The organism is Paraburkholderia sp. WS6 (genome assembly GCF_030464835.1).
Classification (GTDB): domain Bacteria; phylum Pseudomonadota; class Gammaproteobacteria; order Burkholderiales; family Burkholderiaceae; genus Paraburkholderia; species Paraburkholderia madseniana.
In genome coordinates, this window is the sequence record NZ_JALQCK010000023.1 from 1 (window position 1) to 12,306 (window position 12,306).

Here is a 12,306-nt window from a genome sequence, read left to right on the forward strand (position 1 = left end):
TTTCCGGGTCCCGCGTACCTGAGGCGTTCTTCGTCGAGTTGGGCGCAGAAATCAAGGTGGCGTCGACTACCGACCCGGCCTTGAGCATCAGACCTTTCCCGCTCAGGACCTCATTGACCAGCGCGAGCATCTGCACAGCCAGCCCGTGCGCTTCGAGCAGGTGACGAAACCGGAGGATCGTGCTCTCGTCGGGCAATCGCGTCATGCCGTCGTCAAGCCCGGCAAAGTCGCGGTACAGCGGTACGTCATAGAGCGCTTCTTCCATCGCCGGGTCTGACAGACCAAACCACTGCTGCATAAAGTGAATCTGCAGCATCGTGGCAATCGGAAATGGCGGCCGTCCCGTTTTACCCTTCGGATAGTGCGGCTCAATCAGGGCAATCAGTTGCGACCACGGCACCACGCGCCTCATCTCTTCGAGAAATTCCCGCTTGCGCGTGCGTTTCGTTGACAGATCCAGACCAAGGCCAAGTTGTGCCATCACGTCACCCCTTAAATTCTCCTGCTCCCAGGATAGTCCACGCTCACGTCAATGCCAGGACTTTTGCAGACTTTCCCTAATGCTAAGTGGGCACCGTGGTCTGCTGCGGGTAGTGGTGCATCTGGAATCCGTGTTCTCGCACATTCAGCGCTAGTGACAAAGGAGTCATCAGCTCCCACTCCGCACTACGTGCGGCGCGGACGGGTCTGCATGGGAAACCACGGGCTTCGGTCGAGGTCCGTGGGGGCCGTCGGCTTCGCCTCGGCGACGCGCCTCCGCATTCACCCCGGAACCCCTCTTCAAATGATATGTCGGTGCGCGGCAATCATCGTCCCCGTCCCGATCGCAGACGCGGTTACCGTTCCAATCGGAATCGCAATGATAATGGCGGTGCAACGACGAGCCACGACCTGTTGGCGAGGCGTGAGCGTCAAAACGTAGCGGGTGGTTTGATGAAGTACGCTTCGGCGCGCGCAGCGCCGCCGGAAGTATGACGCCCTTGTCACTGGCGTATGAGGGTGCACGAACACAGATTCCAGATGCACCACTACCCCTGGCAGACCACGGGCCCCGCTTAGCATTAGCGGTTTGAGCTGCTTTCTCTTGCTTACTTCTCTTTGCAGCCGGCAAAGAGAAGTAAGTGCCGCCCCGCACAGGGGCAACGCTAATAGACCACTAACAAATCAAGGAAAGGCCAAAGCCCCAGGCACACAGACAAATAAGCGCCGCAAAGGCAAAAACCCAAAACCTTTACCGCTTGGCAAGCGGCAGGGCCTCGCGCTGAGTCTCCCCCACGAACAATTGCCGCGGCCGCCCAATCTTCTGCTCCGGATCAGCAATCATCTCATTCCACTGCGCAATCCACCCAACCGTCCGCGCCATCGCGAAGATACAAGTGAACATCGCCGTAGGAATCCCCAACGCACGCTGCACAATCCCCGAATAGAAATCGACATTCGGATAAAGCTTCCGCGAAACGAAGTATTCGTCCTCAAGCGCAATCTTCTCAAGCGCCATCGCGAGCTTGAACAACGGGTCATCATGCAGACCCAGCTCTTCGAGCACTTCGTGACAGGTCTCACGCATCAGCTTCGCGCGCGGATCATAGTTCTTGTAGACGCGATGACCAAACCCCATCAGCTTCACGCCGGAGTTCTTGTCCTTCACCTTCGCAATGAACTCAGGAATGTTGTCGACCGAACCAATCTCTTCCAGCATGTTCAATGCGGCTTCATTCGCACCACCGTGCGCCGGACCCCACAGGCATGCAATACCCGCTGCGATACACGCGAAAGGATTAGCACCAGACGAACCCGCGAGACGCACCGTCGACGTCGACGCATTCTGCTCGTGATCCGCATGCAGAATCAGAATGCGATCCAGCGCGCGCACCAGCACGTCGTTGACCTCGTACTCTTCCGCCGGATTGGCGAACATCATCCGCATGAAATTCGCGCTGTACGACAGGTCGTTCTTCGGATAAACGAAAGGCTGGCCCACGGTGTACTTGTACGCCATCGCCACCAGCGTCGGCAGCTTCGCAATCATGCGGATCGCGGATACGTCACGGTGTTGCTGGTTATTGATGTCGAGCGAGTCGTGATAGAAGGCCGACAATGCACCCACTGCGGCGACCAGAATCGCCATTGGGTGCGCGTCGCGGCGGAAACCGCGGAAAAAGAAATGCATCTGCTCGTGCACCATCGTGTGCTGAGTGACAGTGTTGACGAACTCTTCCTTCTGCTCCGCATTCGGCAGTTCGCCCTTCAGCAGCAGGTAGCAGGATTCGAGGAAGTCGGCGTTTTGCGCCAGATTGTCGATCGGATAACCGCGGTACAGCAGCTCGCCTTTGTCACCGTCGATATACGTGATTTCGGAATTGCATGCCGCCGTGGACATGAAACCCGGGTCGTACGTGAACTTGCCAGTCTGGCCATACAGCTTGCGAATGTCGATGACATCCGGCCCGAGCGTGCCCCGATAAATCGGCAAATCAATCGTCTGATCGCTGTCGGAAAAGCTCAGCGTTGCGTGTGTCTTCGAGTTCATCTACACGTTCCTTTTACTTTCACGTCGCACACATGCCGGCATGCTCGATCGTCGGATCGCCGCGTGGCATGCTCAGGCTCCGCTTCGCATTCTACGGTCCGAAGATGCTTTGATTGCGGCGATTGACAGCAACAATCCATCTCGGCTGGCGCAACATTCGTTGCCTGACAGATAGGCGTAATCGCCGGAAACACGCAGAAATAAGCCGAAGTACGCAGCACGAAAACGCGCTGAGTCCGCCGGGCGGCGTTGCCAGCCAAATGAAAGTTAGTACGCTTGCTGCAACAATGTTTTGCGGCCGTCAGGCTGCACAAGCGACGCTGCTCTGCGATACTGAATCCGTGTTTTGCTTCCCCTGCGAACACATCGCTGTCTTTGGCCCGCCGTTCTACGGCGGGCCTTTTTAATCAGCCAGAAGAACAAGGAAGGACCAGATGAACGCCTCACTCGAAACACTGTTTCCGGATCATGTCCACAACGAAGACAACATCGTCACCGCGTTGAATCATCAGGATATCGTCGTGGCGTTGTCAGCGGCGTTGACGACGCAAGACGTGGCGGTACTGCATATGCTTTACCCGCGTACCGACGCGCGCACCCATCGCAGTCTCGATACGCTGGTGGATGTGCTGCATGGTCATGGCCTGCATGAAGTCGCGGATCTGATCGCGCAGGAAGCGCACTATCTGCTGTTCAAAGACCCGGTGAAGGCATGGAAGGCCTTCCACGAAATTCGCAACGACTCGCTCGCGATCGGGGTGCATCTGTATTACCACGGCCTCGTCGGCGAAGCCGCAGAACGCGCGCTCGATAAAGACGCGCATCGCAAGGCCTGAACTGCACCGGCAATTCAAACGTCCACTGAGCGAATGAACTCGTCGACGTAACGATTGAACGCTGCCGGATGCGCGAGATTCATCCCGTGCGAGGCGCCGCGCACCGTTTCGCGGCGTGTATCCGGCAGCCATGTTTGCAGGGCCGTCGCCGTGCGGCGGAACATGTCGGGACTCTTTTCTCCGTCGACCAGCAGCACCGGGCAGCGCACCTCGGCCGCCTGCTCGGGTAGGTAAGCCGGCAACGGGTCGCGGAATTGACGCGCGAGCGTGTGTGCGTTGTCAGTCGCCATCTTGCGAAAACCCGGCGTGCTCATCGCCCAGAAACCGGGGCGGCTCACCGAATCGACGAACAGTTGCAAGCCCGCTTCCACCTCACCTGTTTCGATCAACTGCGCGGCTTTTGCGCGCAATGCGTTCACGGTCTCCGGCAAACTCGCGGGCGGTCGCCCGGCAATCTGCAGCGGTCCGCCCGGGTCGGCGAGCGTCAACGTGCGCACGTACTGCGGATGGCGCCGGGCGAAATGAAAGGCCACGCACCCGCCGCGCGAATGACCCACCACGTGCGCCGGCCCGGCACCGAAACGATCGATGAATTCGGCCACGTCGTCCGCATGTTCGCTCCAGCTAAACGGCTGGTCGGGCTCGGTATCCGTCACCGGCCAGTAATGCGTGAGACTCACCGTGACGCAGTGGTATTGCTTCGCCAGACCCGCGAGTTGCGGCTGCCAATAGCGGTAATCGCACAGCGAGCCATGCACGAACAGCAGCAGTTCCCCTTCCCCGGCTTCGACATAGGACATGCGCAAGCCGCTATGCAGTTCGATAAAGGACGGGGATGTGGGCGAAGAAGAAGCGGAAACGGATTGATTCACAGGTGGTTCACGGACGGCGCGGCAACGGCTGAAACCATCAGCGGTGCCGGCCAGAAAAGGATTCGAAGAAGAAAGCGTGTTCGCGTCCCTGAATTTGGGACAAGGGGCGTATTGTCACACAGCCATTCAATATGCGCCGAGGCTCGTTCGGCGTGCGTGTCACGCCTTATATGCCGAGCACCTCGCGAGCTGTGCGCCGTGCCCGGAGCTTCAGGCCACTTGCAACGCGGGACGTCCCGCATCAAATCATTCGTAGGCGGTATCGTCGAGCAAACCGGCGGCCGCGGCCGCGCCCGCGCCACGCACCGCGCAGGTGAGCGGTTCATCGGCAACGCGGACCTCGAGCCCGAGTTCATTGGTCAGGCGGCGCCCCAGATTGCCGAGCAGCGCGCCACCGCCGGTCAGCACAATGCCGCTGTGCGCGATATCGGTCACCAGTTCCGCGGGCGCCGTTTCAAGCGCACGTTTCACCGCGCCGATCACCTGACGCAGCGGACCTTCGATCGCATCGGCGATATCGTGATTGCTCAACTGAACCGTGCGCGGCAAACCGTCGTCGACGCTGCGCCCGGTCGCGTTCATATGTTCGACCGGCACCTCGCGCAAGGCCGAACCGATGCCCTTCTTGACGTGTTCGGCGGTTTGTTCGCCGAGCAGCACGCCATACAGATTGCGCACGTAACTGACGATCGCCATGTCGAAACTGTCGCCGCCCACGCGAATCGAGCCGCTATACGCGAGGCCGCCGAGCGAGATCACGCCGACTTCGGTCGTGCCGCCGCCGATGTCGACCACCATCGAGCCAGTCGCCTCCGAAACCGGCAGGCCCGCGCCGACCGCCGACGCCAACGATTCGCCGATCAGACTGACCTTCCACGCGCCGGCCGCCACCGCGGCTTCCTTGATCGCGCGACGCTCGACCTGGGTCGCGCCCGCCGGCACGCACAGTGTGAATGCGGCGCGCCGGCTGAACAGCGGCCGCGGTCGTGCCATGTCGACGAATTGCCGGATCATCTGTTCGGCGGCGGAAAAGTTGGCGATCACGCCGTGCCGCATCGGCCGTACGGCTTCGACGTTGCCCGGCGCGCGGCCGAGCAACTGGCGCGCTTCGGTGCCCACGGCCGTCACGCGTTTTTGCCCGGCGGCCGACTCTTTCTGGAAAGCCACGACGGACGGCTCGTTCAGCACGATGCCGCCGTTGTCGGTATAGATGAGGGTATTGGCCGTGCCGAGGTCCACCGCCACGGAATGACGGAACAGTCGATCGAAAAGCGGGTAATACGGCGTCGGTCTGGCCATAGGAAGGCTCTGATGTGTCGTTATCCGCCCTTGCAGGGCAATATGGAAAATGCGCCCCCGGTCACCCGAACCGCGTGGCGCGCCCAGATGGGCGTTGCGCGGTCCGCGCGGCGGGAGTGATTTTCATGCTAATGAGCAGTTAACGGCAAGCAGATCAGAATCTTTAGGGCCACTTTTCAATTGGGACCGTGTCAGTCGCGCGACAAAGCGCCGAGCGCATGCTCCAGCGCCTGCTTGCCGAGTTCGACGCCGTCCGCGTTAATCGTGTGGCCAATGCCGGGCAAGGCGTACGCGTCGACCGTGTAGCCGCCGTTGCTGAAGGCATCCGCGGCGTATTCCAGCTCCTCTACCGGGATCACTTCGTCTTCTTCGCCGTGCACGAGCGTGAGCGGCGTACCGTTCTGCGCGACGATCACCGAGGCGAGCCGCCCCGAAAACGCGACGACGGCCGCAGCGCCTTCCGCGCTAGTCGCCACGTGATGCATCGCCATGATCGAGCCTTGCGAGAAACCGACCAATGCAAGCCGATCGAAAGAAAGCTGCCAGTGCGCCAGTTCCGCCTCGAGCATGTGCCGCAATGCCGGATAGGCGGCGGCCACCCGCGCCTCGCGATTGCCCTCGTTGACATCGCGCAGGCTGAACCACTGGCGCCCGCCAAAGCCGCCGTCGAAGGCGTCGGTGCCGTCGAGCGACGTAAACGCCACGTCCGGCAGACTCTCGCTCCAGATGTCCGCGAGCGGCATCAGATCGCGCGCATTGCTGCCCACGCCGTGCATCAGCACCACGAGTGCCTTGGCCGGCGTGATCGCCGGCGCGCGCCGCCAGCCGTGTTCGAATTGCTCCCAAGCCATATTCAATTCCTCTCTCTGTACCCGCCGTACTTTCGGTTTCACCGCGCGTGGTGTCGCTCCATGCGGCCTCAGGCGGGAGCATACGCTGCCGGATTCAGTTCTGTCGCCCGATCTGCATGGCTCGACGACGCCAAAACGCGAATACAGGTATGCTTTTTTGCGAGCATTCGAGGGACCGCCCAGCTCATTGCCCGGGTGGTGAATAGAAAGCCGTGCAGAACGTCCGTCGCATCGCCATCCGGAGAATCGTTTGAGCCAGCCCTCTTCCGCGCCCGCCGCTGCCCCGCCTGCACCACCTACACCACCGCCTCTGCAAGGCGGCAAACTGGTTCTGGCGACCATCGCCGTTGCGCTCGCCACTTTCATGAACGTGCTCGACACGTCGATTGCAAACGTTGCGATCCCAACCATTTCGGGCAATCTCGGCGTCTCGGTCGATGAAGGCACGTGGGTCATCACGGTGTTCGCCGCGGCCAACGCCGTCTCGATTCCGCTGACCGGCTGGCTCACGCAGCGCATCGGCCAGGTCAAGCTGTTCGTCGGCGCGATTCTGATGTTCGTGCTGGCTTCATGGTTGTGCGGCATTGCGCCCACGCTGCCGATCCTGCTGGTCGCCCGGGTGTTCCAAGGCGCGGTGGCCGGGCCCCTGATCCCGCTCTCGCAAGCGATTCTGCTCGGCTCGTATCCCAAGGAGAAATCGTCGACCGCGCTCGCGCTATGGGCCATGACGGCCACTGTCGGCCCGATTGCCGGCCCCGCGCTCGGCGGCTGGATCACGGATAGCTACAGTTGGTCGTGGATCTTCTACATCAACATTCCGGTCGGCATTTTCGCGGCCGGCGTGACGTGGATGATCTATCGCACCCGCGAGTCGGCAACCCGCAAGCCGCCCATCGACGTGGTCGGACTCGGCCTGCTGGTTACATGGGTCGCGTCGCTGCAGATCATGCTCGACAAGGGCAAGGACCTCGACTGGTTTTCGTCGCCGGTGATCGTGATTCTCGGCATCACCGCGGTGATCAGTTTCGCGTTTTTCCTTGTGTGGGAATTGACTGAAGAAAACCCGATCGTCGATTTACGGTTGTTCCAGCAGCGCAATTTTCTCGGCGGCACGATTGCAATTTCAGTGGCATACGGCGTGTTTTTCGGCAACCTGGTGCTGCTGCCGCAATGGATGCAGGAGTATCTGAACTATCGTTCCGTGGATGCCGGCCTCGTCACCGCGCCGCTCGGCGTCTTCGCGGTGCTGCTCGCGCCGGTGATGGGCCGCGTGCTGCCGCGCTCGGATGCGCGCATCATCGCCACGCTCGCATTTATCGGCTTTGCGATCGTGTTTTATATGCGCTCGAAGTACGTGATCGAAATCGACACGTGGCACCTCGTTCTCCCCACGCTGCTGCAAGGCATTCCGATGGCGCTGTTCTTCGTGCCGCTGACTGCGATCATTCTGTCCGGCCAGCCGCCGAACAAGATTCCGGCGGCCGCCGGCCTGTCGAATTTCGCGCGGGTGTTTTGCGGCGCGGTGGGCACCTCGATCGCCGGCAACGAGTGGAATAACCGCACGGTGCTGCACCATGAACGGCTGACCGAGCAGGCTACCGTGAACAACCCGCTGTTTAACCAGCAGATCGATTCGACACAGTCGTTGCTGCATCTGAATACGCAATCGTCGCACGCGCTGTTCGATTTCACGGTGAATACTCAGGCCGCGATGATGGGCCTGAACGACATCTTCTTTGTGTCGGCGATCATTTTCATTCTGATCATTCCGCTGATCTGGATTACGAAACCGGCCAAGGGCGGCGGCGGAGCGGCCGCGTCGGGCGCGCACTGATCGCGGTGTTTTTTTGGCGCTGCCTCAGTGGAGTCAGCGGAAATAGCGGGCGGGCGTGTCGCCGAAGGCATCGCGGAACACCGCAATAAACGACGACACGTCGTTATAGCCGACTTCGAGCGCCACCTGCGTGACGCTCGCCCCGCCGCCGAGGTGCTCCAGTGCCACCAGCAATCGCAGTTGCTGCCGCCACTGGCCGAAGGTCTGCCCGGTCTCCTTGACGAAAAGGCGTGCCGCCGTGCGAGCGGTTACGCCGGCGGCCCGGGCCAGATCGTCGAGCACCGCCGGTTCCGCCGGGTTAGCGCTCAGCGCTTCGGCGATCCGCTGGATCCGTGGATCTTGTGGCCAGTGCAACGCCAGAGGGGCCGTGGGCAACCCCGACAGGCGGTCCAGCAAGACTTGCAGAAGACGCTCGGCGGGTTCGTCGAGCGGTTTGTCGAGCGGCAGATCGGCTGCGGCACCCAGCAAAGCTTCCGCCAGAGGGTCGAGCGCCAGGGCAACGCTTTGCGCGGGTAGCGGCGCAGCGTCCGCATCGGCATACAGCGAATGGAGTTGCACCGGCTCGGCGGCCGACAGGTAATGCTGCACGTTCGCCATCAGCCAGAGCGCGTGCCCCGTTGGCACGACCCATCGTGCGGTTTCGGTGCGCACGGTCAGCACGCCGGCGCTCACGTGGATCAGCCGCGCGCGACGGTAGGCGCGCCACGGTTCGTCCAGCACGTTGTAACGCTCATCGACAACGAATACCGGACGCGCGACGCCGTCCGGATCGAAGGCTTGCGTCATGAAATGTCTGTTTTACCCGGTTACTGTAAGAAACACAGTAAGACTAGCATAGCCTTCGCGAAACGCTGTTCGAACCCGGCGCGCCTTGCCGCATGAACAATTTGCGCCAGGTTGCCAGTAGAATCGCGGCTTCAAACGGTCCGAGCCCAATGAACTACGCATCCATCCTCGAACAGATTCATCGCGATCTTCAGCCTTATCTGGGCACCGGCAAGGTCGCCGATTACATTCCCGAGCTGGCAAAGGTTCCGGCCAACAGCTTTGGCATGGCGATCGTCACGCCGTCCGGCGAGGTCTTCCGCATCGGCCAGGCCGATACACGCTTCTCGATTCAGAGTATCTCCAAGTTGTTCGCCTGCACCATGGCTTTCCGGCTGCTCGGCGACGAACTGTGGCAGCGCGTCGGCCGCGAGCCGTCGGGCACGCCGTTCAATTCGCTGGTGCAGCTTGAAGCAGAGCAAGGCAAGCCGCGCAACCCGTTTATCAACGCTGGGGCACTGGTCGTCACCGATGTGCTGTGCCGCCGCTTCGTGCGTGCCGAGACAGCGCTGGTGGAGTTTATGCGGCGGCTGACCGGTGAGATCACGATCGACTACGATTCGCGCGTCGCGCAATCAGAGCTTCAACATGCTGACCGCAACCAGGCGATGGCGCATTTCATCGCGAGCTTCGGCAATATGGACATGCCCGTCCACGCGGTGGTCGAGGCGTATTGCCGGCAATGCGCGATTTCGATGAGCTGTGTCGAGCTGGCCAAGGCTGCGTTGTTTCTGAGTAATGGAGGCGTTGTGCCTTCGACCGGGGAACGCATCCTCGACAGCAGTTCGACCAAGCGTTTGTCGGCCCTGATGCTGACCTGCGGCACCTACGACGCTGCCGGCGACTTCGTCTTTCGTGTCGGCTTGCCGGCGAAGAGCGGCGTGGGCGGTGGCATCGTCGCGATACTGCCGGGCGAGATGGCGGTCTGCGTGTGGTCGCCTGGGCTCGACGCGAACGGCAACTCACTTGCCGGCGCGAAGGCACTGGAATTGTTGACCACGATTACTGGGCGGTCGATTTTTTGATTCTTTGTCACCACCGCAGTTGCCGCGTGGCGCGCTTACCGGATGTTCTCCATCCTCGTCATGCCACCACCGCCCCCATCGGCCGACCTCCTAGCCCGCCCGCTCAACCAACTCCGCCAACACCGTCTGATAACCGGTGCTGCCAATCACCCGCTCGTGCACACCGTCTTCGAAATCGATCCACCCTGAATTGAAGCCGTCGATCATCTCGATGCGCGGCACAGGCCACGCCGTGCCTTGCGACTGGAACAGCGCCTCCCACTGATCGTGCGGCACAGCCTGAGCCATCACCGAGCATCCAAGCACGCCGCCCAGCATCGCGGCGATCTCGTTTTGCTTATAGCGCTGCGGCCCTTCCATCTCGATCACGCGGCGCCCCTGCCACGACTGAGTCAGCGTTTCAGCGATCACCCGGCCGATATCCACGGTTGCAATCATCGGATATGCACGATCGAGCGGTTGCAGGAAGCTCGACATCACACCCGTCTCGCGCGCCGGCGCGATATCCCACAGCGAATTCTCCATAAACCACGCGGGCCGCAAAATTGCCGTCGGAATCTGCAGGTCCGCAAGTGCTTCCTCAAGAATATGCACTTGCGTGATGAGACCGAGACCCGACTGGCGCTGCCCGCCGATCGACGAGAGCGCCGCGACGCGCTGCGGCCTCGCCGTCACCAGCGCCTCTTTCAGCGCCGCCACCGCCGCGCGAGCGTTCGGATAGCCCGGCTGCGGCGCGAAATTCGGCGCCACCATCACGAAGACGCCCGCCGTACCGCTAAACGCCGCGGCGAGTGCATCCGCGTCTTCGAAGGACGCGATCGCCACTTCGGCGCCCAGCTCAACCCACTCCGCCGCCTTCTTTTTGTCGCGTAAGACAGCGCGCACTGCGTGTCCCGCGTCCAATAACGCGCGTGCTGCCGCGCCGCCCACCTTCCCTGTCACACCGGTGATTGCATACATCTTCATCGCTCCTTGAACACGGTCAATACCGTTCTGAGCGTGATTCTCGGCGTTTCCCGATGATTTCACGAGAGCATGAATGTCATTTACTTAATGACTCGACGGCATGAAAAACCCTATCCGGAACCACAGCGGTGCAAAAAATGAGTTTGACAAACTATCTTTAGATATATATCTTACGACACATCTTAAGACACAAATGGGAGTACCCAACATGCGTCATCACCACCGTTTTTCCCGTTCGCGTGCCGCGGACGAAGGTTTCTTCGCAGGGCATGACCGCCCGTCGCTGCATGCGCTTTGGCATGCCTTCGCCCGTCATTACGAGTTCCGCGGCGAGCGCGGCGGCGAACAACGCGGCGAAGACTTCGAACGCCGTCATGGCGGCCGCGGCGACTGGCACGAGTTTCATGGCGAAGAGCGTGGCCGCGGTGGCCGACACGAGTTCCACGGCGACGAGCGTAGCCATGGCCGCCACGGCGGACGCAATGACCACAGCGACCGCGACGGTTTCGGTCACGGTCACCGCTTCGGCCATCACGGCTACGACCGCTTCTCGCTTCACGCACTGTGGCACGCAATCGGCCGCCATGACGACTACCGCGGCGGCGGTCGCGGCGGACGCTTCGGCGGCGGTGGCCCGGGCGGCTTCGGCGGCGACGGCGACGGTTTTCCGCGCGGCCGCAAATTCAGCTCCGACGATCTGCAATTGCTGCTGCTCTCGATGATCGACGCGCAGCCGAGCCACGGCTACGAGCTGATCAAGGCGCTCGAAACGCGCTCGAACGGCTTCTACAGCCCGAGCCCGGGCATGGTCTATCCGGCGCTCACCTATCTCGAAGAACTCGGCTACGTGACCGTGCAACTCGAAGGCAATCGCAAGCGTTACGAACTGTCGGAAGCGGGCCGCGAGTACCTGGCCATCAACCGCGACCGCGTCGAATTGATGCTCGCCAAACTGTCGCATATCGCCCGCAAGATGGATTCCGTGCGCCGCGCGTTTGCCGGCGAGGAGCCCGCCGACATCAGCGAAGGCGGCTGGCTGCCCGAACTGAGCGAAGCACGTCGCGCGCTAAAGCATGCGCTGCTGCGCCGTGACAACGTGCCGGCCGCCGAACAGCGCCGCATCGCCGCGATCCTGATGCGTGCGGCGAATGAAATCGAAGGCGAAGGCAAACCCGGCAGCGACCAAGGCGGCGATCAAGGCAGCGAACCGGCCGCTTGAGATCGCGCTATCCGACACCCGCGTTCGAAGGTGCCCATGCGCACCTTCG

At 61.6% G+C, this 12,306-nt stretch carries 11 protein-coding genes; 4 read left to right on the forward strand and 7 right to left on the reverse strand.

Features of this window, described 5'->3' with window-relative positions; genetic code table 11:
* Together M0D64_RS25210 and gltA are read right to left on the reverse strand one after the other, a co-directional pair.
* A partial coding sequence (locus tag M0D64_RS25210) for an IS5 family transposase (protein WP_266259679.1) occupies positions 1 to 481 on the reverse strand: 481 nt, incomplete at its 3' end.
* Between the two features lie 750 nt (positions 482 to 1,231).
* A complete protein-coding gene (gene gltA, locus M0D64_RS25215) occupies positions 1,232 to 2,530 on the reverse strand; it encodes a citrate synthase (protein ID WP_266259680.1) in 1,299 nt (432 codons plus the stop codon).
* A 434-nt stretch (positions 2,531 to 2,964) separates the two neighbouring features.
* Here gltA and M0D64_RS25220 point away from each other — a divergent pair, with 434 nt between their 5' ends.
* Complete coding sequence (locus tag M0D64_RS25220) at positions 2,965 to 3,366, forward strand: hypothetical protein (RefSeq protein WP_266242564.1); 402 nt, start codon at positions 2,965 to 2,967, stop codon at positions 3,364 to 3,366.
* 14 nt (positions 3,367 to 3,380) lie between these two features.
* On the opposite strand, the gene M0D64_RS25225 is transcribed toward M0D64_RS25220, so the two are convergent.
* From M0D64_RS25225 to M0D64_RS25235, 3 genes are all read right to left on the reverse strand, one after another.
* Positions 3,381 to 4,166, reverse strand: a complete 786-nt coding sequence (locus M0D64_RS25225; RefSeq protein ID WP_266259768.1) for an alpha/beta fold hydrolase — start codon at positions 4,164 to 4,166, stop codon at positions 3,381 to 3,383.
* Between the two features lie 318 nt (positions 4,167 to 4,484).
* On the reverse strand, positions 4,485 to 5,537 hold the full coding sequence (locus M0D64_RS25230) for a rod shape-determining protein (RefSeq protein ID WP_266259681.1): 1,053 nt from the start codon (positions 5,535 to 5,537) through the stop codon (positions 4,485 to 4,487).
* 191 nt (positions 5,538 to 5,728) lie between these two features.
* Positions 5,729 to 6,388, reverse strand: a complete 660-nt coding sequence (locus M0D64_RS25235; protein WP_266259682.1) for an alpha/beta hydrolase — start codon at positions 6,386 to 6,388, stop codon at positions 5,729 to 5,731.
* Between the two features lie 250 nt (positions 6,389 to 6,638).
* Here M0D64_RS25235 and M0D64_RS25240 point away from each other — a divergent pair, with 250 nt between their 5' ends.
* On the forward strand, positions 6,639 to 8,222 hold the full coding sequence (locus M0D64_RS25240) for a DHA2 family efflux MFS transporter permease subunit (protein WP_171929507.1): 1,584 nt from the start codon (positions 6,639 to 6,641) through the stop codon (positions 8,220 to 8,222).
* A 33-nt stretch (positions 8,223 to 8,255) separates the two neighbouring features.
* On the opposite strand, the gene M0D64_RS25245 is transcribed toward M0D64_RS25240, so the two are convergent.
* Positions 8,256 to 9,008, reverse strand: a complete 753-nt coding sequence (locus tag M0D64_RS25245) for an AraC family transcriptional regulator (RefSeq protein WP_266259683.1) — start codon at positions 9,006 to 9,008, stop codon at positions 8,256 to 8,258.
* A 149-nt stretch (positions 9,009 to 9,157) separates the two neighbouring features.
* Between M0D64_RS25245 and M0D64_RS25250 the strand changes: the two genes are divergently transcribed.
* Entirely contained in the window at positions 9,158 to 10,072 is a 915-nt protein-coding gene (locus M0D64_RS25250) for a glutaminase (RefSeq protein ID WP_266259684.1), read from the forward strand.
* A gap of 90 nt (positions 10,073 to 10,162) precedes the next feature.
* Here the strand turns inward: M0D64_RS25250 and M0D64_RS25255 are convergent, their stop codons facing one another.
* Positions 10,163 to 11,032: an NmrA family NAD(P)-binding protein gene (locus M0D64_RS25255; protein ID WP_266259685.1), complete on the reverse strand. Its 870-nt coding sequence runs from the start codon at positions 11,030 to 11,032 to the stop codon at positions 10,163 to 10,165.
* A gap of 214 nt (positions 11,033 to 11,246) precedes the next feature.
* Between M0D64_RS25255 and M0D64_RS25260 the strand changes: the two genes are divergently transcribed.
* On the forward strand, positions 11,247 to 12,257 hold the full coding sequence (locus M0D64_RS25260; RefSeq protein ID WP_266259687.1) for a PadR family transcriptional regulator: 1,011 nt from the start codon (positions 11,247 to 11,249) through the stop codon (positions 12,255 to 12,257).
* Positions 12,258 to 12,306: the final 49 nt, after the last annotated feature.

Coding starts and splice junctions, on each gene's coding strand:
- gltA (WP_266259680.1), bottom strand. CDS start 2,530: ATGAACTCGAAGACACACGCAACGCTGAGCTTTTCCGACAGCGATCAG.
- M0D64_RS25220 (WP_266242564.1), top strand. CDS start 2,965: ATGAACGCCTCACTCGAAACACTGTTTCCGGATCATGTCCACAACGAA.
- M0D64_RS25225 (WP_266259768.1), bottom strand. CDS start 4,166: ATGTCCTATGTCGAAGCCGGGGAAGGGGAACTGCTGCTGTTCGTGCAT.
- M0D64_RS25230 (WP_266259681.1), bottom strand. CDS start 5,537: ATGGCCAGACCGACGCCGTATTACCCGCTTTTCGATCGACTGTTCCGT.
- M0D64_RS25235 (WP_266259682.1), bottom strand. CDS start 6,388: ATGGCTTGGGAGCAATTCGAACACGGCTGGCGGCGCGCGCCGGCGATC.
- M0D64_RS25245 (WP_266259683.1), bottom strand. CDS start 9,008: ATGACGCAAGCCTTCGATCCGGACGGCGTCGCGCGTCCGGTATTCGTT.
- M0D64_RS25250 (WP_266259684.1), top strand. CDS start 9,158: ATGAACTACGCATCCATCCTCGAACAGATTCATCGCGATCTTCAGCCT.
- M0D64_RS25255 (WP_266259685.1), bottom strand. CDS start 11,032: ATGTATGCAATCACCGGTGTGACAGGGAAGGTGGGCGGCGCGGCAGCA.
- M0D64_RS25260 (WP_266259687.1), top strand. CDS start 11,247: ATGCGTCATCACCACCGTTTTTCCCGTTCGCGTGCCGCGGACGAAGGT.